At 68.5% G+C, this 22,626-nt stretch carries 22 protein-coding genes and 1 pseudogene; 10 read left to right on the top strand and 13 right to left on the bottom strand.

Going from position 1 to position 22,626, the window contains the following annotated elements:
• The first annotated feature begins 101 nt into the window (after window positions 1–101).
• The 3 genes and pseudogenes from U5A56_RS13675 to U5A56_RS13665 all read left to right on the top strand — a co-directional run bounded on the left by U5A56_RS13675 (window position 102) and on the right by U5A56_RS13665 (window position 2,073).
• Window positions 102–740, top strand: a complete 639-nt coding sequence (locus U5A56_RS13675) for a 2-hydroxychromene-2-carboxylate isomerase (RefSeq protein WP_044848505.1) — start codon at window positions 102–104, stop codon at window positions 738–740.
• Window positions 741–779: 39 nt separating this feature from the next.
• Window positions 780–946 (top strand): annotated as a pseudogene (locus tag U5A56_RS13670) (MFS transporter); the annotation flags it as partial.
• Between the two features lie 431 nt (window positions 947–1,377).
• Window positions 1,378–2,073 carry a phosphatase PAP2 family protein gene (locus tag U5A56_RS13665; protein ID WP_044848504.1) on the top strand — a complete coding sequence of 232 codons (696 nt, stop codon included), beginning with the start codon at window positions 1,378–1,380 and terminating at the stop codon, window positions 2,071–2,073.
• Window positions 2,074–2,209: 136 nt separating this feature from the next.
• Here the strand turns inward: U5A56_RS13665 and U5A56_RS13660 are convergent, their stop codons facing one another.
• The gene (locus tag U5A56_RS13660; protein WP_321922819.1) at window positions 2,210–2,869 is read right to left on the bottom strand and encodes a glutathione S-transferase family protein; all 660 of its coding nucleotides are present in this window, start codon (window positions 2,867–2,869) and stop codon (window positions 2,210–2,212) included.
• A gap of 129 nt (window positions 2,870–2,998) precedes the next feature.
• Window positions 2,999–4,069 (bottom strand): MBL fold metallo-hydrolase, encoded by a 1,071-nt coding sequence (locus U5A56_RS13655; protein WP_124486093.1) that lies wholly within the window; start codon window positions 4,067–4,069, stop codon window positions 2,999–3,001.
• A 234-nt stretch (window positions 4,070–4,303) separates the two neighbouring features.
• Here U5A56_RS13655 and U5A56_RS13650 point away from each other — a divergent pair, with 234 nt between their 5' ends.
• Window positions 4,304–5,209, top strand: a complete 906-nt coding sequence (locus U5A56_RS13650; RefSeq protein WP_044848501.1) for an HTH-type transcriptional regulator ArgP — start codon at window positions 4,304–4,306, stop codon at window positions 5,207–5,209.
• Between the two features lie 168 nt (window positions 5,210–5,377).
• Entirely contained in the window at window positions 5,378–5,590 is a 213-nt protein-coding gene (locus tag U5A56_RS13645; RefSeq protein ID WP_321922943.1) for a DUF1059 domain-containing protein, read from the top strand.
• A 115-nt stretch (window positions 5,591–5,705) separates the two neighbouring features.
• On the opposite strand, the gene ltaE is transcribed toward U5A56_RS13645, so the two are convergent.
• Window positions 5,706–6,719: a low-specificity L-threonine aldolase gene (ltaE, locus tag U5A56_RS13640; protein WP_044848499.1), complete on the bottom strand. Its 1,014-nt coding sequence runs from the start codon at window positions 6,717–6,719 to the stop codon at window positions 5,706–5,708.
• Entirely contained in the window at window positions 6,716–7,150 is a 435-nt protein-coding gene (locus tag U5A56_RS13635) for a hypothetical protein (protein WP_321922818.1), read from the bottom strand. The genes ltaE and U5A56_RS13635 overlap by 4 nt, the downstream gene beginning before the upstream one ends.
• 165 nt (window positions 7,151–7,315) lie before the next feature.
• On the opposite strand from U5A56_RS13635, the gene U5A56_RS13630 reads away from it, so the two are divergent.
• From U5A56_RS13630 to U5A56_RS13620, 3 genes are read left to right on the top strand one after another with little or no spacing between them, the layout of a single operon-like run.
• Window positions 7,316–8,737 carry a cytochrome ubiquinol oxidase subunit I gene (locus U5A56_RS13630; protein ID WP_321797830.1) on the top strand — a complete coding sequence of 474 codons (1,422 nt, stop codon included), beginning with the start codon at window positions 7,316–7,318 and terminating at the stop codon, window positions 8,735–8,737.
• A 30-nt stretch (window positions 8,738–8,767) separates the two neighbouring features.
• Window positions 8,768–9,775: a cytochrome d ubiquinol oxidase subunit II gene (gene cydB / locus U5A56_RS13625; RefSeq protein ID WP_044848497.1), complete on the top strand. Its 1,008-nt coding sequence runs from the start codon at window positions 8,768–8,770 to the stop codon at window positions 9,773–9,775.
• Window positions 9,747–9,926 (top strand): hypothetical protein, encoded by a 180-nt coding sequence (locus U5A56_RS13620; protein ID WP_044848496.1) that lies wholly within the window; start codon window positions 9,747–9,749, stop codon window positions 9,924–9,926. Before cydB ends, U5A56_RS13620 begins: the two co-directional genes overlap by 29 nt.
• 105 nt (window positions 9,927–10,031) lie before the next feature.
• On the opposite strand, the gene U5A56_RS13615 is transcribed toward U5A56_RS13620, so the two are convergent.
• From U5A56_RS13615 to U5A56_RS13585, 7 genes are all read right to left on the bottom strand, one after another.
• Window positions 10,032–10,319: a helix-turn-helix domain-containing protein gene (locus U5A56_RS13615; protein WP_044848495.1), complete on the bottom strand. Its 288-nt coding sequence runs from the start codon at window positions 10,317–10,319 to the stop codon at window positions 10,032–10,034.
• A gap of 170 nt (window positions 10,320–10,489) precedes the next feature.
• Complete coding sequence (locus tag U5A56_RS13610; protein ID WP_044848494.1) at window positions 10,490–10,684, bottom strand: YqaE/Pmp3 family membrane protein; 195 nt, start codon at window positions 10,682–10,684, stop codon at window positions 10,490–10,492.
• 283 nt (window positions 10,685–10,967) lie between these two features.
• Window positions 10,968–11,423, bottom strand: a complete 456-nt coding sequence (locus U5A56_RS13605; RefSeq protein ID WP_415749135.1) for a TIGR00725 family protein — start codon at window positions 11,421–11,423, stop codon at window positions 10,968–10,970.
• 70 nt (window positions 11,424–11,493) lie between these two features.
• Window positions 11,494–12,324, bottom strand: coding sequence for an ABC transporter permease (locus U5A56_RS13600; RefSeq protein ID WP_124486087.1), 831 nt, complete (start codon window positions 12,322–12,324; stop codon window positions 11,494–11,496).
• A 10-nt stretch (window positions 12,325–12,334) separates the two neighbouring features.
• A complete protein-coding gene (locus U5A56_RS13595) occupies window positions 12,335–13,423 on the bottom strand; it encodes an extracellular solute-binding protein (RefSeq protein ID WP_124486086.1) in 1,089 nt (362 codons plus the stop codon).
• Between the two features lie 35 nt (window positions 13,424–13,458).
• Window positions 13,459–14,490 carry an ABC transporter ATP-binding protein gene (locus U5A56_RS13590; protein WP_321797840.1) on the bottom strand — a complete coding sequence of 344 codons (1,032 nt, stop codon included), beginning with the start codon at window positions 14,488–14,490 and terminating at the stop codon, window positions 13,459–13,461.
• A 7-nt stretch (window positions 14,491–14,497) separates the two neighbouring features.
• The gene (locus U5A56_RS13585; protein ID WP_124529187.1) at window positions 14,498–15,349 is read right to left on the bottom strand and encodes an ABC transporter permease; all 852 of its coding nucleotides are present in this window, start codon (window positions 15,347–15,349) and stop codon (window positions 14,498–14,500) included.
• A gap of 162 nt (window positions 15,350–15,511) precedes the next feature.
• Between U5A56_RS13585 and U5A56_RS13580 the strand changes: the two genes are divergently transcribed.
• Window positions 15,512–16,408, top strand: coding sequence for a LysR family transcriptional regulator (locus U5A56_RS13580; RefSeq protein ID WP_044845028.1), 897 nt, complete (start codon window positions 15,512–15,514; stop codon window positions 16,406–16,408).
• Window positions 16,409–16,487: 79 nt separating this feature from the next.
• Here the strand turns inward: U5A56_RS13580 and U5A56_RS13575 are convergent, their stop codons facing one another.
• The gene (locus tag U5A56_RS13575) at window positions 16,488–18,164 is read right to left on the bottom strand and encodes an alkaline phosphatase family protein (protein WP_321922811.1); all 1,677 of its coding nucleotides are present in this window, start codon (window positions 18,162–18,164) and stop codon (window positions 16,488–16,490) included.
• Window positions 18,165–18,467: 303 nt separating this feature from the next.
• Between U5A56_RS13575 and U5A56_RS13570 the strand changes: the two genes are divergently transcribed.
• Window positions 18,468–18,689: a hypothetical protein gene (locus U5A56_RS13570; protein ID WP_185500307.1), complete on the top strand. Its 222-nt coding sequence runs from the start codon at window positions 18,468–18,470 to the stop codon at window positions 18,687–18,689.
• A gap of 65 nt (window positions 18,690–18,754) precedes the next feature.
• On the opposite strand, the gene U5A56_RS13565 is transcribed toward U5A56_RS13570, so the two are convergent.
• Window positions 18,755–22,585: a DUF748 domain-containing protein gene (locus U5A56_RS13565; RefSeq protein WP_321922810.1), complete on the bottom strand. Its 3,831-nt coding sequence runs from the start codon at window positions 22,583–22,585 to the stop codon at window positions 18,755–18,757.
• Window positions 22,586–22,626 lie beyond the last annotated feature (41 nt).

The following is a 22,626-nucleotide window of genomic DNA, read 5'->3' as shown; positions in this document are numbered from 1 at the left end:
AACGCCGGCCGCATGCGACACTGGCCGCTGCCGCATGCAGCGCGCCGCCCGCCGGCGCGGCACATGCCACTGCCGTCCGGACACGCACAAGGGAACCCACGATGAACGCCCCGCGCACCGCCACCTGGTATTTCGATTTCGTCTCGCCGTTCGCCTACCTGCAGCAGGAACGGTTCGACGAGTTGCCGCCGGCTGCCGCCTACGAGCCGAAACCGATCGTGCTCGGCGCCGTGCTCACGCACTGGGGCCAGAAAGCGCCGGCCGAGATCGCGGCAAAGCGCATCTTCACCTATCGCCACGCGCAGTACCGCGCGGACAAGCTCGGCATTCCATTCCGGATGCCGCCCGCGCATCCGTTCAACCCGATCCGGCCGCTGCGTCTCGCGATCGCGATGGGCAACACGCCCGATGCGATCCGGCGGATCTTCCGGCACATCTGGCGCGACGGCCAGGACGTATCGACGCCAGAGGGTTTCGCCGCGCTGTGCGAGGCGGTCGGCTTTCCGGAAGGCGTGACGGCCGTCGACGCGCAAGCGGTGAAGGACGCGCTGCGCGCGAACACAGATCAGGCGATCGCGCATAGCGTGTTCGGCGTGCCGACCTTCGAACTCGACGGCGACCTGTTCTGGGGCGACGATGCGACCGACATGTTCGTCGATTGCGCGACGTCCCGCGCGTGGCTCGACTCGCCCGAAGTGCGCCGCATCAGCGCGCTGCCCGAAGGCATCCGGCGCGGCTGACGGCGCGCCGCGGCGCTGGCGGCTCACGTGTCGCGTCGTTCGACGCGCAGCCGCCTCGACGCGGTGCTGTTCTCGGCATGTTCATCGGGATGGCGGGCGGCGCCGCGCTCGGCGGTTCGTTGCTCGCGCAACTTGACCGGCATGCGGTGATCGCGCCGGCGCCGACAACGTCGCCAGCGGCACTGGCCGTGCGCACGTGGCGCCGTCGATTTTCGGCAGTGCGATTGGAAGACGTGCGGGTTCGCAGGGCTTGCCCGCCTTTTCTTTTATTTTCGATCGGTGCTGTGCGGCCCCGCGCGGCACGGCCGATTCGTGCGAGAGACAGTCGGCATTCGTTCATCCGATGCAATACTCGGAACGCGTCGCCGGATTGCGCAGTTCAACCGATTATTTTTTCGCCCGCGCCCGGCGTCCGCGCGCAATCATCGGATCATTTATCACGGCCGCACCGCACGGCCCTCCGCAATCCGGCCCCATCGGCAAAGGACGTGTTCTCAGGGGATTCCCGGTATTTTTTCCCATTTTCTTCGAAATTACCGGTGACATACTTGCCCCCCATTGCGCTCCGGTGCGAGCGCGCTTCCTGATCCCTGCCGGTCGCATGTCCTGTGCTGCGTGTCCGCCGGGGTCGCAGAACATGAACAATTTCGACACCACGATCCAGATCTTCCTCACCCACATTACGTTCGGACCGCTGATGAATCATGCGATCCGCGTGATCGCCGGCCTCTATACGTTCAAGGGCTTCGTCCTGATCCCCGTGCTGTGCTGGCTGTGGTTCCAGCCGGGACCGCAGCGCGAACGGCAACGCGAGCTGGTCATCGCGACGGTCGCGAGCGGGCTCGTCGCGCTCGCGTTCGGCCGGTTGCTCGCGAAAGTCCTGCCGTTCCGCGTGCGGCCGATCTACAACCCCGACCTGCACCTGCACTTCCCGTCCGAGGAATTGCGTGCGGCCACGCTGCAGGCCTGGAGTTCGTTTCCGAGCGATCACGCGATGCTGTGGATGGCGATCGCGACGGGCATCTTCATCATCGCGCGACGCGCGGGCGTGTTCTCGCTGCTGTACGCGGTCGTGTTCATCTGCGTGCCGCGCGCGTATCTCGGCTATCACTACCCGACCGACCTGATCGCCGGCGCCGCGATCGGTATCGCGCTCGCGTGGCTGCTGACGCGCGATGCGATTCGATCGCGCTTCGCGCCGCAGGTGCTGGAGGCGATCCGGCGCTTCCCCGCGCCGGCCTATACGCTCGCGTTCCTGCTGTGCTTCGAGCTGATCACGCAGTTCGACGAACTGCTGACGCTCGCGCAGTCGGTCAAGCATACGGCGATGTAACGGGACGGCGCCGCCATGCATCCGCTGCTGTCGACACGACATCCGGGCACACGCTGCCGGCCCTGCGCGGCGGCATCGCGCCCGGCGCGCGCCGCCGTCCGGATCGTCGCCGCCGCGGCGACGGCGGCCGCGCACGTCAGTCGCGGTCGGGCGCCCCGAGCGGGAAGAACGAGCGATACGGCCGCGCTTCGTCGACCGCACGCGCGAACGACGGCCGCGCAAGCAGCCGCCGGCGATATGCGATCACGTTCGCGAACGATGGATCGATCCGGTGCGTCCAGTCCGCGTAGAACAGGAACGGCGCCGCGCCGCAGTCGGCGAGGCTGAAGCGGTCGCCGGCCGCCCATTCGCGATCGGCCATCGTGCGATCCAGCCATGCGTACGACGTTTCGAGCATCGCGCGCGCATCGGCGACACCCCGCGCATCGCGCTCGGGTTCCGGCCGCAACGCATCGAACACGACCTTCTGCTGCGGCGTCGCGACATAGTTGTCGAAGAAACGATCCATCATCCGCACTTCCAGCGCCGCGCGCCGGTCGTCGGGCACCAGCCGCGCGGGGCCCGGATGGTAGAGATCGAGATACTCGACGATGATCGTCGCCTCGATCACGGTACGGCCCGCGTCGACGAGCACCGGGAAGCGCTTCAGCGGCCACAGCGCGGCCAGTTCCTGCATCGGCTTCGGATCGTCGTGCGCGAGCACGCGATAGTCGAACGGCGTGCCGTTCTCGTACAGCGCGGTCAGCACCTTCTGGCAATAGGACGAAAAGGGATGGGCGTAAAGCGTCGGCGTCATCGCGGGTCTCTCGGGGTTTCGGCGCCGCGTCATGCGGCGCCACGTGATCGGATACTTTGACGACGAACGGCGCCGGGCCGAATCGACACTGGGCCGAACATTTTTTTTCCGTTGCGCGGCATCGCGCCGCTACGACCGGCCATCCATCACGACGCGGCCTTCGCCGCGCCAGCGCAGCATCCCGCCGCCGAGGTTCGCGACGGCATCGAAGCCGGCCTTCAGCAGGATCACGGTCGCCTGCGCGGAGCGGCCGCCCGCGCGGCACACGGTCACGATCGGCCGGTCGCGCGCGAGTTCGCCGGTGCGCGCGGCCAGTTCGCCGAGCGGAATCGGCGTCGCGCCCGGCAGGTGGCCGAGCGGGCCGGTGAATTCGTCCGGCTCGCGCACGTCGACGACCTGCACCGCCGGCAGGTGATCCTCGAGCCACTGCGGATCGATTTCCCAGAATCCGGCGAACGTATAGACGAGCGGCGCCCAGTCGGGCGCCGCCTGCACGTCGGGCGCATTCGCGGCGAGTCCGCACTGCAGGTTCGCGGGCACCGCGACGTCGATCTGGCGCGGATGCGCGAGCCCGAGGTTGCGCATGTAGCCCGCGAAATCGTCCTCGCTGAGATCGCCGCCGAGGCGCGGATTGAAGCGCCGCTCCTCGCCGACGCTCGTGACCGTGAGCCCGCGATAGTCGTGCGCGGGATACAGCAGGCATGCGGCCGGCAGCGTGAAAAGCCGGCCGTGCACCGCGCGATACAGCGCGCGCGGGTCACCCTGCTGGAAGTCGGTACGGCCGGTGCCGCGAATCAGCAGGCAGTCGCCGGTAAACGCCATCGATTCATCGTCGAGCACGAGGCTGATGCAGCCGCTCGTGTGGCCCGGCGTCGCGCGCACGGTCAGGTAGCGCGGGCCGAATGCGCAGCGATCGCCGTCGTTCAGGTAGCGGTCGGCGCCCTGCGCGCCGCTCGCGGCCGAAATCGCGATCGCGCTGCCGGTGCGCTGCTTCAGCAGCCACGCACCCGTCACGTGATCGGCGTGCACGTGCGTATCGACGGTCGCGACGAGCCGCAGCCCGAGCTCGTCGAGCAGCGCCGCATCGCGGCGCACCTGCTCGAACACCGGGTCGATCAGCAGCGCCTCGCGCGATGGGCGGTCGGCGAGCAGGTACGTGTAGGTCGACGATTGCGGGTCGAAGAGTTGCCGGAAGATCATCGCGAAGTCGCTCCGTCGGCTGGGCGTGTCGGTCGGGTGAAGGGTGCGGGTCGTGCAACCCGCACCGCGTGTGGCGCCGGCTCGCGGCGCACACGTTCATACAGCGTAGTTCAAAACACGCGCGCCACCGGCGTCGTTGCACGCGGCGAGACGTCACGCCGCATCCGGTCCGTCGCGCGTGCTGCCTTACACTACCGCCTGTTCTCGTCTTACGTTCACAAGAATTGCGTCGACATGTCTCTGACGATCGATCCGAAGCAAGCCGCCGCGCTGCTGGCCGTCGCCGACACCGGCAGCTTCGAGCAGGCCGCCGTGCGCCTGCACGTGACCGCGTCCGCCGTCACGCAGCGGGTCCGCGCGCTGGAGGCGAGCCTCGGCGCGCCGCTCGTGCTGCGCACGCGGCCGTGCCGGCCGACGGCGGCCGGGCAGCGCGTGCTGCAGCACCTGCGCCGCGTCGCGCTGCTGCAGGCCGACCTGCAAAGCACGCTCGCGACCGAGCGCGAATCGCCGATCTCGGTCACGATCGCGCTGAACTCCGACAGCCTCGGCACCTGGTTTCTGCCCGCATTGACGTCGGTGCTCGCGGGCGAGCGCATCCTGTTCGAGCTGATCGTCGAGGACCAGGACCACACGTTCGCGCTGCTCGAAAGCGGGATGGCCGTCGGCTGCGTGACGACCGAGCCGAAGCCGATGCGCGGCTGCGTCGCGACGCCGCTCGGCACGATGCGCTACCGGCTGCTCGCGGCCGCCGCGTTCGCGCTGCGCTGGTTTCCGCGCGGCCTGAACCGCACGGGCGCGCGCCATGCGCCGGTCGTCGCGTATTCGCGGCGCGACACGCTGCAGTCCTCGTTCCTGAAGGAGAAGTTCGGGTTGCCCGAAGGCGCGTATCCGTGCCACTACGTGCCGGGCACGCACGCGCATTTCGCGGCGGTGCGGCACGGGCTCGGCTACGCGATGGTGCCGGAGCCGCTGCTCGGCGGCGCACCGCTCGACGCGCAGGGGCTCGTCGATCTCGCGCCGCTGCATCCGACCGACATCACGCTGTACTGGCACGCATGGACCGTGCAATCGCCGACGATGGCGTCGCTGTCCGCACGGGTGGTCGAAGCGGCGCGCCGGTTGCTCGCGCCGCTGCCGTGACGAACGGGTGATCGACACCGCCGGCGCGGCACGTCGCGCGGCATGCGCGGCATGCGTGGCCAGGAGAAACGCCGCCGCGCCGCCTATACTTTTTCCATCGGCCCCGCGAACGCGCCGCGCGGCCGATCACGCACATCCGGCCGTTCCCTTTCCCGTGAGGAGAACATCATGCCCCGCCGCTATATCGATTGCCGCGAGTTTCCCAGCGCGATGAATTGCTCGGTCGCAATTTCCGCCGACTCCGACGACGAACTGCTGGAGGCCGCCGTGCAACACGCGGTCTCGGTGCACCAGCACACCGACAGCGCCGAACTGCGCACGCAACTGAAATCACTGTTCCGCGACGGCACGCCGCCCGCCGACATGCTCGGGCAAGCGTAAACCCGCCGGCACGCCAGATATCGACAGACGGGCTGCATCGCCGCCCCCGTCGCCTCCCTGCTCCTGCTTCGCGCCACGACGCGCCGGCGCCCCCCGCCGGCCGGCGCATTCGGCTTTACGTACGCCGCTGCGCGAAATACGCGCCGACCGCATCGATGAAGGTATCGATGTCCGCGCGCGACACGTCGCAGTGCGTGACGAAGCGCGACGCGTACAGCATCTGCGTGAGGATCCCGCGCGCCTTGAGCCATGCCTCGAGCGGCGCGCAATCGGCTTCGGGGAATTGCGCGAACACCATGTTCGTCGCATGCGACAGCACCTTCACCGGCTCGATGCGCGCGAGGCCTGCCGCGAGATGCGCGGCGTTCGCGTGATCGTCGGCCAGCCGCTCGACATTGTGGTCGAGCGCATACAGGCAGGCCGCCGCGAGAATGCCCGACTGCCGCATCCCGCCGCCCAGCACCTTGCGCCAGCGCTGCGCGCGCTCGACCAGCGCGCGATTGCCGACCAGCACCGAACCGACCGGCGCGCCGAGCCCTTTCGAGAAGCAGATCGACACGGTATCGAACGGCGCGCACAGTTCCGCGATCGGACGGCCCGACGCGACGGCCGCATTGCACACGCGCGCGCCGTCGAGGTGCGTGGCCAGCCCGCGGCTGCGCGCGAGCGCGACGGCTTCCTGCACATAGCCGTCCGGCAACACCTGGCCGCCGATCGTGTTTTCGAGCGCGAGCAGGCGCGTGCGGGCGAAGTGATTGTCGAGCGGCTTGATCGCCGCGGCGATCTTCGCGAGCGGCAGCGTGCCGTCGGGCGCGTTCTCGATCGGCTGCGGCTGGATGCTGCCGAGCACGGCCGCGCCGCCGCCTTCGTACTTGTAGGTGTGCGCGAGCTGGCCGACGATGTATTCGTCGCCGCGTTCGCAATGGGCCATCAGCGCGGCGAGGTTGCTCTGCGTGCCGCTCGGGAAGAACAGGCCGGCTTCCTTGCCGGCCCGCTCGGCCGCGACCGCCTGCAGGCGCAGCACGGTCGGGTCGTCGCCCCATACGTCGTCGCCGACTTCTGCGGCAGTCATCGCGGCCAGCATCGCCTGGCTCGGACGTGTCACGGTATCGCTGCGTAAATCGATCATCTTCGTGCCCTGAGTGAACGCGGACCGGTACCGATGCGCCCGGCCCTGCCGAAACGAGACTCAGAGTGTACGCAATTCGCGCAGCGCTTGCCGATGCTTCGCGCCGGGCGAAAGCCACGTGACCGGGCGCCGCAGGTGCACGATCCGGATACAACCGGCACGACGCGACGCGGTCCACGCCGGCGCGGCATCGTCAACAACGCGGCGGCGGCCGGACACCCGGCATCGGCATCGGCATCGGCATCGGCATCGGCATCGGCATCGGCATCGGCATCGGCATCGGCAGCAGCATAGGCCGCGCGTGCCAACGCGCGGCACCTGCGCGCACGCCGCATCGTTCCCGTGATGCGACGCGCCATATTGCCGCACGTGCGGCAGACCGCCACGCCACCGCCACCTGCGGCGCGCGCCGCGATCTTGATACGAATCAACGATTTATCCCGAAACCGCGCGCGCCGGGCTGGACATCTGCGACGAGTTGGCGCATTTCGCGGCGCAACATCGCGGCACATACTCCAGCCAACCCCGATGCCCCCCTCCGGCCGGGGTCCGCCGGCACCCCGCCGGCGGGTATCGTCAAGCCTCGGTCAACTGGTATGGACACCGCATTTTCGGCCCTCGATCTGGCCCGCCTGCAATTCGCGTTCACCGTCTCCTTTCACATTGTCTTCCCGGCGCTGAGCATCGGCCTCGCCAGCTTCATCGCCGTGCTCGAATATCGCTGGCTGAAGACCGGCAAGCAGTACTACAAGACACTCTGCCTGTTCTGGTCGAAGATCTTCGCGGTCGCGTTCGGGATGGGCGTGGTTTCCGGCGTCGTGATGAGCTATCAGTTCGGCACCAACTGGTCGGGCTTCTCGAGCTTCGCCGGCTCGGTCACCGGCCCGCTGCTGATGTACGAGGTGATGACCGCGTTCTTCCTCGAAGCCGGCTTCCTCGGCATCATGCTGTTCGGCTGGAACCGCGTCAGCCCGCGCGCGCACTTCGGCGCGACGCTGATGGTCGCGATCGGCACGCTGATCTCGACGTTCTGGATCCTCGCGTCGAACAGCTGGATGCAGACGCCGCAGGGTTTCGAGATCGTCGACGGCCGCATCGTGCCGACCGACTGGTTCGCGATCGTCTTCAACCCGTCGTTCCCGTACCGCCTGTTCCACATGGCGATCGCCGCGTTCATCGTCGCCGCGCTGGTGGTGGCCGCGACGGGCGCGTGGCACCTGCTGAAGGGTCGCCGCGACAAGGGCGTGAAGAAGATGTTCTCGATGGCGCTGTGGCTGCTGCTGGTGCTCGCGCCGCTGCAGGCCGTGATCGGCGACCAGCACGGCATCAACACGCTGAAGCACCAGCCCGCGAAGATCGCCGCGATCGAAGGGCTGTGGGAAACCGAAAAGGGCGGCACGGCGCTCAACCTGTTCGGCATTCCGGACATGAAGGCCGAAACGACCCGCTACGCGGTGCAGGTGCCGCACCTCGGCAGCCTGATCCTCACGCACAGCTGGGACGGCGAGATCCGCGGGCTGAAGGAATTCCGCCCCGAGGATCGTCCGAACTCGACGGTCGTGTTCTGGAGCTTCCGGATCATGGTCGGCCTCGGCTTCGCGATGATCGGCCTCGCCGCGCTCGCGTGGCTGCTGCGCCGCCGCGGCAGCCTGTATGAATCGAAGTGGTTCCAGCGCCTCGCGCTCGTGATGGGCCCGACCGGCTTCATGTCGCTGCTCGCGGGCTGGGTGACGACCGAGGCGGGCCGCCAGCCGTGGGTCGTGTATGGCGTGATGCGCACCGCGCAGGCCGTGTCGCCGCTGTCGGTGCAGCAGGTCAGCCTGTCGATGATGACGTTCGTGATCGTCTACTTCCTCGTGTTCGGCACCGGCGTGTACTACATGCTGAAGCTGATGAAGGCCGGCCCCGCGCTGCCCGACGTCAAGCACGACGCGCGGCACGGCGAGCCCGACACGCGCCCCGATCACACCGCGCGCCGCCCGATGTCGGCCGTCGACGAGCTGATCGAGACCGTCTGAGCCCACCCACTTTCGCAAACGAGAAAACCTATGGACGTCACCGTAATCTGGGCCGCGATCATCGCATTGGGGCTCTTCATGTACGTCGTGCTCGACGGCTTCGACCTCGGCATCGGCATCGTCTTCCCGTTCTTCCCTGACGAGAAGGAACGCGACCTGATGATGAACACCGTCGCGCCCGTGTGGGACGGCAACGAGACGTGGCTCGTGCTCGGCGGCGCCGGGCTGTTCGCGGTGTTCCCGATCGTGTATTCGACGGTGCTGTCGGCGCTGTACCTGCCGCTGATCTTCATGCTGGTGTGCCTGATCTTCCGCGGCGTGTCGTTCGAGATCCGCGCGAAGGCACGGCGCACGAAGCAGCTGTGGGATCTCGCGTTCATCGGCGGCTCGGCCGGCGCGACGCTGTTCCAGGGGATCGCGCTCGGCGCGTTCCTGCAGGGCATCGACGTGAAGGACGGCGTGTACGCCGGCGGCGCATTCGACTGGCTCACGCCGTTCAGCCTGCTGACGGGCCTCGGGTTGATCGTCACGTACGCGCTGCTCGGCTGCTGCTGGCTCGTCGCGAAGACGGAAGGCGACCTGCAGCGCCGCCTGCATCGCGTCGTGTGGCCGCTGACCGTCGTGCTGCTCGGTTTCATCGCGGTCGTCAGCCTGTGGACGCCGCTGCAGGATCCGTCGGTCGCGCAACGCTGGTTCGATTCGGGGCTGTTCTGGCGCCTGCTGCCGGTGCCGTTCCTGGTCGCCGGGTGCGCGGTGTGGATGCGTCGCGCGGTACGCAACCGGCACGACATGACGCCGTTCGTGCTCGCGCTGGCACTCGTGCTGCTCGGCTACGTCGGCCTGCTCGTCACGATGTTCCCGTATGCGATTCCTCAGACGATGACGATCTGGGAAGCGGCGGCGCCGCGGTCGAGCCAGACCTTCACGCTGGTCGGCGCAGCGGTTATCCTCCCCATCATCATCGCCTACACGACGATGGGTTACTGGGTATTCCGAGGCAAGGTGCGCCATGAAGACCAGCATTACTACCACCACTGATCCCGCCGCGCGCCGGCCCGACGCGCCGCGGCCGCGGATGCGCGGCTGGATGTGGTTCGTCGTCCTGTGGGCGGGCGGCGTGCTCGGCGCCGTCACGCTCGGCTATGCGTTCAAGATCTTCATGAACCTGACGCTGTTCGCGGTGAAGTAAAAGGCAGCGCGCCGGCCGGGCGATCGCGTCACGCGCGCGGCCCGGGCGCGGCGCGCATCGATCGCCCGATGGATGCGTGATCCGCTGCCTCTTCCTCCGCGTGCGTTATTGCGGCGCCCGCCGCACTACGCCGAGCTTCAATCCCAGCATGCCGAATATACGGTTCATCGTCTGAACCGTCCCGTCGCTGCGGCCCTGCTCGATATCCTGAATCGTCTTTGTCGACACACCGGCGAGCTTCGCCATTTCGGCGCTCGTCAGCCGCATCGTCTGCTTCAGATGACGCACGGATTCGCGCAGCGACCACTCGGGATGCGCGAGAACGTCCTCGATCGCTTGCCGGCGCAACGCGAGCTGATCGGGAAGCGACATCGCGTTATAGCGTTTGTCCATCGTGTCGCCCTCGCCTAGCGCAGTGCATCCATCGTGCAGGAAGCGTTCATTTCAGCAGAAATCTATACAAATCATGCCGTTCTTCGTAGCTGAATTATATAAATTTCTACCGAAATAGGAATCGAGCCCCTTGAACTCCGGAAGCAGCGGTCGAGGGAAACTGCCGCCGCTTACCGCCGCTCGCGCAGCGCCGCCTCGATCTTGCGATCGGTCTTGTACTGGCTCAGCGCATACACCGACCAGATCGCGGCCGGCAGCCAGCCGATGATCGTGAGCTGCAGGATCAGGCAGATCACGCCGGCGATCGGGCGGCCGATCGTGAAAAACTGGAACCACGGCAGCAAGAGGGCAAGCAGCAGACGCATCGGATTTCCTTTTCGCATCGTTGAAGAACAGCGTACGCGGCCAATATGGCGCGTGACGCCCCCCATTTCAAGCCGGCGCGCGCCCGGCACGCAGCCGACGCCCCGCGCCGGAACGCCCGCACCGCCCTCGCCTTCTTCACCCGCCGGCCGTAAAAAAACGGCCCTCGCATCGCGCGAGAGCCGTATCGGAATCGCTGGAGAAGGTACCGCGCCGCGCCCGGAACGTGTGCCGCATGCCGATCCGCACGCGCGTCCGCGTGTTCCCGTCAGCCGGGATGCCGACCTACGCCGAACCGGACAGCCATCGCGCAACCTGCGCGACGAGCGGATCCGCTTCGTCGAAACGCTCGACGCCCGCCACCTGCGGCGCGTCGCAGATCGCGAACACCGGCTTGCCCCATTGCAGCCCCAGCGCGATTTCGGACAGCGTGCCGAGACCGCCGCCGACCGCGATCAGGCACAGCGACGCGCGTGCGATCAGCGCATTGCGCGTGATGCCGAGCCCGGTCGGCAGCGCGACCGACAGGTACGGATTCGCGTCCCGCGCATCGTCCTCGGGCAGCAGCCCGATCGCGCATCCGCCCGCGGCCCGCGCGCCGCGCGCCGCGGCCTCCATCACGCCCTGCTTGCCGCCGCCGACGATCGCGATGCCCGTCCCCGCGATCGCGTGCGCGATCCGCTCGGCGACGGCGAGCTGCGCGTCGGTCGCGTCGCGCGGCCCGATCACGCCGACCGGCATCCGGTGCCGGCGTGCGCCGCGCTGTCGCTGCGCGAGCTGCGCCAGCGCGGCGCGCGTGTCGTCCGACCATTCAATGACGTCGTTGCCGTGCAAGTCCTTCCCCCAGTGCAAGAACGCAGGTGCAAAGCGCCGTCAGCACGATCGACAGTACGGCGGCCTGCGAGAAATCGGTCTGTCCGTCGGACAGCTTCAGGTACATCAGCAGCGGCAGGATGTTGACCTGCGTGCCGGCCAGCGCGAGCGCCGTGCCGTACGTGCCGAGCGCGATCGCACCGACGAGGCACCACGCCGACGCGATCGACGGCCACAGCTCGCGCCACGCGACGTCGAACCACGCGCGCCACGGCCGGGCACCGAGCGTCAGCGCCGCCTCGAGCGGCCGCCGGTCGAGATTCGCGAGCGCCGGGTAGAGCATCAGCGCGACGCGCGGGATCAGGTAGTACGCGTAGGCGAACGCGAGCCCCGGCATCGTGTAGATCGCGCCGCCGACCACGGTCGGGTCCGCGCCGAGCGACGCCAGCAGCATCGTCACGAAGCCGGCGCGGCCGAACACGAGGATGAAGCCGTACGCGATCACGAGGCCGGAGAAGGCAAGCGGCACGCCGAGCAGCGCGAGCGACCAGCGGCGCCGCGCCGGCGACTGCCCGGCCAGCACGAACGCGACCGGCACGCCGACGGCGACCGACAGCGTGCCGGCGCCGATCGCGAGCGCCAGCGAGCGCACGATCGCGTCGGCGACGAGCGGATCGCCGAACACCGCGGCGAACGCACGGCCGCCGCCGTCGAACGCGGCGCCGACGAGCGCGGCGAGCGGCAGCACGAAGCACACCGCGAACAGCCCGGCCGCCGGCACCGCGCCGTAGCGGCGCAGGACGCCGCGCTGCATGGACGAAACCCGCATCGCGCGCCCCTTACTTGCCGAGCGTGGCCTGCGACCAGAGCTGGTCGACTTCGGCCTTGTGCGCCGCGGCCTTCGCGACGTCGAGCGGACGCACCTGCGGCGCGTTCGGCAGCTTCGCGGCGACATCCTGCGCGACCGGCGTGCCGGGCACGGCCGGACGCACGAAGCCCTGCGCGAACAGCCCCTGCCCGACGTCGCTCATCACGAGGTTGAGCCACAGCTGCGCGGCGGCCGGATTCGGGCCGTTCTTCACGAGACTCATCGCGTACGGCGCCGACACGCTGCCGTCCTGCGGAATCACGACTTCGGCCGCGTCACCCATGCCGTCCGCGTACTTGGCCTTGAGCCCGTCGTTCTCGTAGCCGATCAGGACCGGAATCTCGCCCTTGACGAATTTCGCGTACGGCGTCGTCCCCTCGACACGCAGCACGTTGCCCGCCTGCTTCAGCTTGCCGAAGAAATCCGCGCCCGGCTTCGGGTTGTCGACGCTGCCGCCGTTCGCATAGGCGGCGGCGAACACGGCGACCTGCCCCTGCCCGGTCGAGCGCGGATCGAGATAGACGACCGCATTGCGATATTCGGGCTTCAGCAGGTCCGACCAGCGCTGCGGCACGTTCTTCACGAGCTTCTTGTTGACGAGCAGCGCGATGTTCAGCGAATGCACCGCGAACCAGCGGCCGTCGGCCGCGCGGAACACCGTGGGCAGCTTGTCGAAATTGACCGGCTTGAACGGCGCGACGACGTCCTTGGCCGTCGCATCGAGCGCCGATGCCGCGAAGTAGTACGCCGTGTCGGCCTGCGGGCGGCGTCGCGACTTGTCGAGCGCGACGACCGTGGCGGCCGAGCCGATGTCGTTGTACGTGATCTCGACCTTCGGGTAGCGCTTGCGGAATTCGGCGAACAGCGACTTCCAGTTCGCCCATTCCGGGCCCGTGTCGAACGACACGACGAGCCCTTCGTCGGCGGCCTTCTCGTACAGCGCGTCCTCGCCGGGATACAGCGGCGCGGCATGGGCCAGCGCGGGCGCGAGGGTCGCGAACGCGCAGAGCGCCAGCAGGCGGCGGCGCGTCGCATGAAGAAAGTGGCGGCGTGCAGACATCGTGATTCTCCGTTGAATGAATGGGTCGCCCGCGCTCACGCGGCGGGCAGCACGAGCAGATGGCGCGGCTCGATCGACACGCAGCGCGCGGGCAGTTCGCGCCCTTCGCCGAGCAGTGCGTCGGTCGTGCCGGCCGGTACGAAGTCGAAACGCTGGGTCGCGCCGAAGTAGCGCACCTCGCCGACCCGGCCGTCGATGCGGTTCGCGACGGACTCGGGCGGATCGGGCTGCAGGTGTTCGGGCCGGATCAGCACCTCGACCGGGTCGCCCGGCCGGTGCGCACCCGTATCCGCGCGCAGCGTCGTGAACCGCACGTCGACCGCGCCATGCGCGAGCACGCGGCCGCGCAGCAGCGTCGAATGGCCGACGAAACGCGCGACTTGCGCGGTCGCCGGACGCTCGTACAGGTCGCGCGGGGTGCCGGCCTGCAGCATGCGTCCGCCGTCGACGATCGCCACGCGATCGGCCATGCTGAGCGCTTCGTCCTGGTCGTGCGTGACGAGCAGCGTCGTCGCGCCGCATGCGCGCTGCAGCGCGCGGATCTCGTCGCGCAGCTGGTGGCGAATGCCGGCGTCGAGCGCCGCGAGCGGCTCGTCGAGCAGCAGCAGCTTCGGTTCGATCACGAGCGCGCGAGCCAGCGCGACGCGCTGCTGCTGCCCGCCGGACAGCAGCGCCGTGCTGCGTCCGGCCTGCGCGGCGAGGCCGACGCGTTCGAGCATCTCGAGCGCGCGGCGGCGGCGCGGCGCCGCGGCCATGCCGCGCATCTTCAGGCCGTAGGCGACGTTGTCGACGACCGACAGGTTCGGAAACAGCGCGTAGTGCTGGAACACCATCCCAACCTCGCGCTGCCACACCGGCACGCCGGCCATGTCGCGGCCGCCGATCGCGATACGGCCGCCGTACCCGTCGAGCAGGCCGGCGGCGAGGCGCAGCAGCGTCGATTTGCCGGAGCCGCTGCGGCCCATCACGGCGAGCAGTTCGCCCTGGGCCGCGGACAGCGTGACCGCGTCGACGCCGTGACGGGCGCCCGGATACTGGAAGCTGACGTTTTCGAAATCGAGACTCATGACGGTTTCACTTCAGGCGTGGCACGGTGAGGACGGAAGCGAGCGTCGCGAGCACGGCAAGGACGAGCAGCACGACGGTCGCCGCGCAGGCCATCCCGGACGCGCCGTAGAACGCCTGCAGCAGCACGATCGGATAGTTGCGGTAACGGAAGCCCGCGATCAGGTTCGAGATCTGGAATTCGCCGATCGACAGCGCGGCGACCATCACGAGGCCGGAAAACAGGCTGTGCCGCAGGTTCGGCAGCACGACCGTGAAGAACTGGCGCAGCGGCGTCGCACCGAGCGTCGCCGCACACGCCTCGAGATGCGCGAGCCCCAGGTGGCGCAGGTCGCTCAGCAGCGTCTGCAGCAGGTACGGCAGCGTCAGCACCGCGTGCGCGGCGATCATCAGCGGCAGCGTGCCGAGCCACGGCAGCGCATCGCCGCTGAAAATCGCGATGTAGCCGAACCCGAGTGTCAGCGCCGGCACCGCGATCGGCATCAGCATCACGATGCGCGCCGCGAAGCCGCGGCCGGCCAGTGCGCGGTGATGCAGCGCATAGGCGAGCGGCAGCGCCAGCACGGCATTGATCGCGCAGCACGCGAGCGCGACGACGAGGCTCGTGCCGAATGCGCGGGTGAAGCTGCGATTCGCGGCCAGGTCCGCGAACCAGTGCGACGTGATGCCGGTCGGCAGCAGCGTGTTCGTCCACGACTGGCCGACCGAGCCGATCAGCAACAGCACGATCGGCAACGCGAGGTACAGCCCGAAGACCGCGACGAGCGCCTGCAGCAGCAGGCGTCCCGCGATCGCGCGCGGCCGTTTGTTACGACGAATCGGAATAGCTTCGGCAAGGGCCGGAGCGGCTGGCGGATGCATGGCGAATCTCGCTGACGGACACGGAACGAGTCACGCAACGCCCGCCGGGCAGGGCCGGCACGCGTTGTCATGACGGCCGCAGTGTGCGGATCCGACATGGCATCGTCATGAAAAAAACGTACAACGCCCGCATCGATCTGTGCGCGCAAGGAATAGTTCGCCGTGAAGCACCTGTTTCCCAACGTCGCGGAGCTGCACGCGTTCGCGACTTCCGTGAAGTACCTGAACTTCTCGTATGCGGCGCGCGAGCTGGGCCTGACGCCGAGCGCGGTCAGCCGGCAGATCGCGAATCTCGAGACGCTGTTCGGGGTGAAGCTGTTCGTGCGCGAGGGGCGCAATCTCGCGCTCACGCGGGCCGGGCAGGTTTATCACGCACGCGTGATCGGCCCGCTGCGCGAGATCGGCAACGCGTCGATCGAATTGCTGAGCGCGCGCGAGGACAGCGACCTGCTGACGATCGCAAGCGTGCCGACATTCACGACGAAGTGGCTGGTGCCGCGCCTCGCGCGCTTTCTGGCCGGCGCGCCGGACGTCACGCTGAGTTTTCGCCGCCATCTCGCGCACGGCGACGTGTTTCCGTTCGGACTCGACGCGGCGATACGCTATGGCGACGGCGCATGGGAAGGCGTCCGCTGCGATTACCTGGACGGCCGCACGTTCGTGCCGGTCTGTTCCCGCGAATTCGCGGCGCGACATGCGCTGCGCACGCCCGCCGACACGGCCGCCGCGCCGCGGCTCGTGCACGAGCAGGCGGAAATCGCGTGGTCCCTCTGGGCGGAGCGCCATCGCGTCGCCCGGATGAACGCGCTGGCCGGGCCGCGCTTCGAACAGTATTCGGTGCTGATCCAGGCCGCGCAAGCCGGGCTCGGGCTCGCGCTCGTGCCGCGCTTCCTGATCGTCGACACGCTCGCGAGCGGCGCGCTCGTCGAACCGTTCGACGCGCCCGTCGACGTCGATGCGCAGGGGCACTACCTGTGCTATGCGCCGGAGCGCCTGGAGACGAGCGCCGCGTTGCGGCGCTTCAGGGAATGGATCCTCGGCGCATGCGCGGAGCGCTGAGCGTGCCCGGCATGGCCGGGCACGCCCGGACGGCACGGCGGCGCCGGTAACACGGCGCCGTGCCGCCCGTCCCGTTGCGTCAGTGGTCGATGCCGAGCCCCGGCAGCACGTGCGTGTTCTCGGCCACGACCGCGTGCAGCAGCTTCGGTTCGGCGCCGAGCAGCCCGAGGATCGTCGGCGCGACCTGCTTCGTGCCGACCACATCGCTCACGGTACGCGCACGATGGAGGCCCGGGTACGACACGAGCAGGCCGAGGTGGCTGTCGTCCGGCGCGTTGCCGCCGTGTTCCTCGTCCTTCTTCGTGCTCGACGTGTAGATCACGCCCGGATTCGGCTGGACGATGATGTCCGGCGTGCGGCCGTTGGCCGGATCGCCGAACCGGTCGGCCAGCGCCGCGCCGTACAGGATGGATGCCTGCGGGCCGTCGGCGCAGATCCCCGGCGCGTTGCAGCCGAGGTTCGCCTTCAGCGTCTGTACCACGGCCGTGCGCTGGCTGCGGTCGCGCAGCCAGATCAGGCCGACGTCGTCAGTCTGCACGAAGCCCGTGCCGACCAGGCCCGAGCCGTCGTTCAGGTTGCCCGTCGTCGTGTTGTTCTGGCCGAAGTTGCCGTTCGGGTCGACGTAGTTGTTCGCTTCGAGCAGCTTCGTCAGCGTGTCGCCGTTCTTCACGAGCTTCGTGTGATCGGTCGGCGACTGGCCGTGCTTCGCCGTGACGATCACGGCCGTCGACGTGTACAGGTTGCGCTGCTTCAGCTCGGCGACGATGCGGCCGATCGAGTTGTCGACGTACGTGATCGCGTTCGCGACCTGGCCGTTCGGCGTGAAGTTCGCGTCGAGGTAGCCGCCGCCCTTCGCGACCGGCGCCTTCTGCGCGACGCTGAGCGTCTGGAAGTTGGCGCCGAACAGCGTCGGCACCGGCGCGTTTTTCGTGCCCGTCGAATCGCGGCCGTCGATCTGGTTGACCAGCGCCTGCACGTGCAGGTTGTCGAAGCGCGCCGTGTGCGAATAGACGTCGGTGTAGGCGGTGTTCGTCGCCGGGTCGATCGAGTTGATCTCGGTGCGCATCAGATCGTCGACGCCGGTGCCCGACGGGCCGTTCAGCCAGTCGTAGCCCCACGCGTGCTTGTCCGCCCACGCGGTGTAGGCGTTCGGCACGCCGGCCTTGACGGCCTCGAACACCGTGTTGGTCTTCACGTAGTTGTGCGGATAGACCGGCACGCACTGGCCGTCGACCTTCGCATGCGGAATCGCCTGCGGATTGAATGCGCCGCCGCCGTCGAGGTGCACGAGCGCGCCGCCGTTGAACGCATCGATGCCGGTCGTCTCGTCGAACACGACGTTCCAGCCCTGCTTGCCCGAGCAGGTCGTGTCGCTCGGCGCGTACAGGTTGCGGTCGTACGACACATCGTAGAACAGGCCGGCCGTCTTCGGCGAGCCGCCCGTCACGAGCGCGGCGAGCCCCGGGAACGAGTCCGACAGGCCGGGCGTATAGGCGTTCGTGTACGTGACGCCGCTTTGTGCGAGCACGGCGAGGTTCGGACACGTGTTCGCGCCGATGCAGCGTGCGAGATCCTGCTCGTGCAGGCCGTCGACGCTGATCAGCAGCACGTGCTTCACGACGCGCCGGCCGTGGCCGGCGTCATCGCCCTGGCTGTTGCCGTCCTGCTGCGCCGCGTAGCCGCCGGCGCTTGCGAGCGCCAGCGCGCCCGCCACCATCACCGCCATTTTTCGTTGCTTAGCGAACCTGGAAATCATCACCCCACCTCATCGATTGACGTTGAACTGCGTGACCTGCCATCAGGCGCGCAAAATATCGCCGCGCCGTGGGGCGCGCGCGTGAAGCGGGGCTTTCTGTTTTCTGTCAAACGTAACCAATCGCAAGTGACACGACGCGGTCGCAAAAGAACGCGACCCGGCGCGCGCTGCGACGTGTGCGTCCGCGGTTCGCACCGGGTCGGTGCACGGTGCGCGCCGTCGCCCGCCGCGCGAATTTTTTTCGTGCTTGGCGTATGACTATTGGCGTGTGATAAAGGGTTTTCCCTGACCCGGAGCACGAGTATGTCGACCCTGGAAGCTCTCCGGTTCGTGCTGGACGATGCACGCACCCCCGAAATCATTCGCCACCACGTCGTCGACGCGCTGCAGTACGCGTTGCGCAACTACGGCCAGGTATTCACCGCGAAGGAAGTCGAATGGCTCACGCATTGGGACGATGCGCGCCTGCCGCTGGCCGCGAGGAAGGAACTGGACAAGCGCGAACCGGCGATCGAGGTGCGCTGACGGGACGCGCGCCGCCGCGCCCGATTGCCGATCGGACGCGGCGGCGGCGGATGATGGCGTAACGCTTACTGCAGGCCGAAGTCGACGCGCGTCGTCGCGCCCTTGTCCTCGATGCCCTTCGCATCGAGCTTCGGCGCCACGACGAACATGCGGCTCGCATCGATCTTGCCGTCGAGGTACTGGCGCACGGCCTGCGCGCGCTGCTGCGCGAGCGCGCGCAGCGCGTTGTCGTCGGCCGGCGCGTGATCGGCGAGCGCCTGCTTCATGTCCGCATCGGGCAGCGTCTTCTGCAGGCCGATCAGGTTGCGCGGCTTCTTGAAGTCGGCGTCCTTGTACGCGCGCGTCAGGTACTTGGTGTACTCGGCCGGTTCGACCTTCACCGACATCGGATCGATGCTCTCGCCCTGGCCGACCACGTCCTTCAGCTTCTGCTGGCGAACCAGCCGTTCGACGTACGCGTCGCGCAGCCCCGGCGTGTCCTTCGCCGGATCGACGCGGCCGATCAGGTCCAGCCGGATCGACGGCTTCTCGGTCAGCATCTTCACGACGGTATCGAGCTTCTTCTGCTGCGCGTCGGTCAGCTCGTACGCGCCCGGCGCGAACTCGACGTAGCCGAGATCCTCGCCGCCGCTGCCGCCGAACGCATTCGCGAGCAGCGTGAACGGCGACGTGACGGCCTTCGCGATCAGGTTCAGCACCGCGCGCCAGATCAGCCCGCCGACGCTGAACTCCGGATTCGACAGCGAGCCCGACACCGGCAGGTTCACGTCGATCTGGCCGCGCGTGTTCTTCAGGAGCGAGATCGCGAGCTTCACCGGCAGCTTGGTCGCCGTGTCGTTTTCGACGTGATCGCCGAACGTGAGCTGGTCGATGAAGATGTGGTTGTTCGCCTGAAGCTGGTCGTTCGCGAGCTGGTAGTGCAGGTCGACGTTGAGCTTGCCCTTCGTGATCGGGTAGCCGGCGTACTTCGCCGAATACGGCGTCAGGTTGGTCAGCTCGATGTCGTGCGCGGTCGCCGTGAGATCCAGCGCGGGCTTGTCGATCAGCGGGTTCACCGAGCCCTTGATCGAGATCGGTCCGTTGCCCGCGAGGTTCGCGGCGACGTCGACCGGCGCGGACGTCGTCGAGTCCGTGCCGAACGCGCCGACCGTCCCCTTGATCGCGACCAGGTTCGCCGTGTAGTTCGGCTTGATGAAGTTGTCGGTGTAGGTCACGCGGCCGTCCTGCAGCAGGAGCTCGCCGAAATGCATGCGCACCGGATTCTGCGGCGGCGGCGCAGCCTTCACGACGACCGTCGCCGATGCGGCGGCCGGCGCCGACGCCTGCTGCGCGGCCGCGGCCGACGAGGCCTGCGCGGCGGCGGCCGGCGGCGTCATGCCCGGCGACAGCGGCACCGGTTCGGGCTTGCTCGCGTCGCGCGTCAGCGATTGCGCGGGGCCCGTCTCCTTCGCGACGACGTCCTTCAGGTTCAGCCGACCCTGCGCATCGAGCAGCACGCGGCCGTAGAAGTTCGAGAACGTCACGCGCGCGGCGTCGACGTCGGTGCCCTTCTCGTCGTGGTTCACCTTCAGGTTCGACAGCGCGAGCGAGCGCCAGCCGGCGAACGGGTCGGACGTCGCCTTGTCGAGCATCCGCACGTCGACCAGCGCGACGTCGCCGCGATAGGTCGCGCGCGGCGTGTCCTTCACCTGCGCGAACGTCAGGTTGCCCTGCGCGTTGAGCAGCGCGCTCGCGATGGTCGCGTTCAGCGCGCTGCCGAAGTACGGCTCGAACGCGGCCGCGTCGAGGCGGTTGCCGTTGATCTTCAGGCCGAGCTTCAGCGGCTGCGCGGTCACGTCGCCCGACACGTTCACCGAGCCCTTGCGGTTCAGCGTCGCCTTCAGCTGCACCGGCAGCGGCTTCGTCAGGTCGTCGCTGATCTTCTGCACCGACAGGTCGAGCGGCTTGATCGCGAGCTTCACCGGGCGCGGCGTCGACAGGTCCGTGAAGTTCGCGGACGATTCCTTCACGTTCAGCGCGTCGATCCGGTAATGCCACGACGGCGCGGCCGCCGCGGCCTTGCGCGCAACCGTGCGCCTGGGCACCGCCGCCTGCGCGGGTTCGCCCAGCGCCGCCAGGTCGATCTTGCCGTCCTTCAGGCGCTTCACGTCGATCGCGAGCCCGGTCGCGTCGACGCTCGCGATTTCCGCGCTGCGCGCGGCGACGTCGACCTTCGTGATCTTCGCGCTCGCGTCGGGCAGCACGATCGCGGGCGCTTTCGCGTCCGGCGTCGCAAGCTTCAGCGACTTCAGGCTAACCGTGCTGTCCGCGACCTGTGCGTCGAGCGGCGTCTTGCCCCAGTCGGCCTTCGCGTTGACGCTCGCGCCGAGCGTGCCGTCGAGCACGCGCGCGCGGGTCGCCTCGCCGAGATACGGCTGCAGCGCCGGCAGCGCGAGCGCATCGACCGTCAGCTTCGTGTCGGCCTGCTTCGCCGCAAGATTAAACGCGCCTTCGGCCTTCAGGTCGCCGCCGCGCGACAGCGACGTCGACAGCGTGTATTTCGCGGGCGTCTTGCCCTGCAGCGTGAAGCCGTCGAGCGTCGCGGCCAGCTTCGTCAGCGACAGCGCGGTCGGCGTCGCCGGCACGCGGTCGTCGACGTTGATCGTGCCGCCGTCGATCGCGAAATGACGGATCGTCAGATCGAGCGGCGGCGCTTCTTTCGCGGCGGCTTCGGCCTTCGCGCCGCTCGCGGCGGCGACGGCGGCGGCTTCGCTCGACGCGGTGGCACTCGATGCGGCAGCGGCCGACGAGGCAGCGGCCGGCTTGCCTGCGGCCGCCTTCGGCGCGGCAGACGGCTGGCCGGCGAGCTTCTCGACGTTCAGCACGCCCTGCTTGTCGCGCGCCAGGTCGACGACCGGCTGGTCGAGCCGGATCTCGTCGAAATGCAGCACGTTGCGCAGCGGCTCGAGGCCGGCGGCCGCGACGTGCACGCCGCGCGCGGCGAACAGCGGCGCGGACGCGCGGTCGGTCACCTTCGCGTCGTTGAGATCGACGGTGCCCGACACGCGCAGCGCGGGCGTGTCGCCGCTCATCACGAAGTTCAGCTTCAGGTCGCTGCTCAGGAGGCCGCTCGTGACGATCACCGGCAGCTTCGCCGGTGCGTACGAAATCAGCTTCGGCACGTCGAGCCGGTCGAACGTCAGTGCGACTTCCGACTCGCGCGACTGCGCGAACGGCTTCGTCCTGCCGTCGATCGCGATCGGGCTGCCGTCGAATCGCGCGCGCAGCTTCGGCTGCACGAAGATGTCGGTCTTCGACGGCAGCGTCGCGATGAACGGGATGCCGAGCATCCAGTTGTCGACCACGTGCTTTTCGTTCAGCAGGCGGTCGTCGAAGTCGATCCGGCCGTCGTTGACCTGGATGTTCGACACCGAGAAAAGTGTCGGCTTGCTTTCGGGTTTGGACGGCGTCGAGAACTTCTCGATCAGGTCGGTGAAGTTGAAGCGCTGCGCGTCGTAACGGACGATATGGAAGCGCGGCGAGTCGACGCGCACTTCGTTGACGATCGGCGCGCCGCGGAACAGCGACGACCACGACGGCCTGACGACGAGCTTGCCGATGTCGATGAAGTCGCCCTGGCCGCCGCGCTCGCCGACGTGCACGCCGTCGGCTTCGAGGTTCAGCGTGTACGGGTTCAGCGCGACGCGCTGGACCGTGGACGGCCGGCCGAGCTGCTGGCTCAGTTGCTGTTCGGCGATGTGGCGGATCAGCGGCGGCGCCGCGAAGAACCCGAGCAGTCCGAATAAAACGAGGAAGATCAGCACGCCGAGGCCGATACGCCGGGTCCGGCGCGAGCGTGCAACGCCGCCGAGGGCATGGAGGGTAGAGGGTACGGTTTCTTTGTCTGCGCTTGCCATGCTTGGATGCCTCGGGAATGGATGCCGGGCCGCGCCGGAAA

Source organism: Burkholderia sp. BCC1998 (genome assembly GCF_905339875.1).
In the GTDB taxonomy this organism is placed as follows: domain Bacteria; phylum Pseudomonadota; class Gammaproteobacteria; order Burkholderiales; family Burkholderiaceae; genus Burkholderia.
Note: the sequence above shows the minus strand (reverse complement) of the source record. Positions and strands in the feature narration are given on the sequence as shown.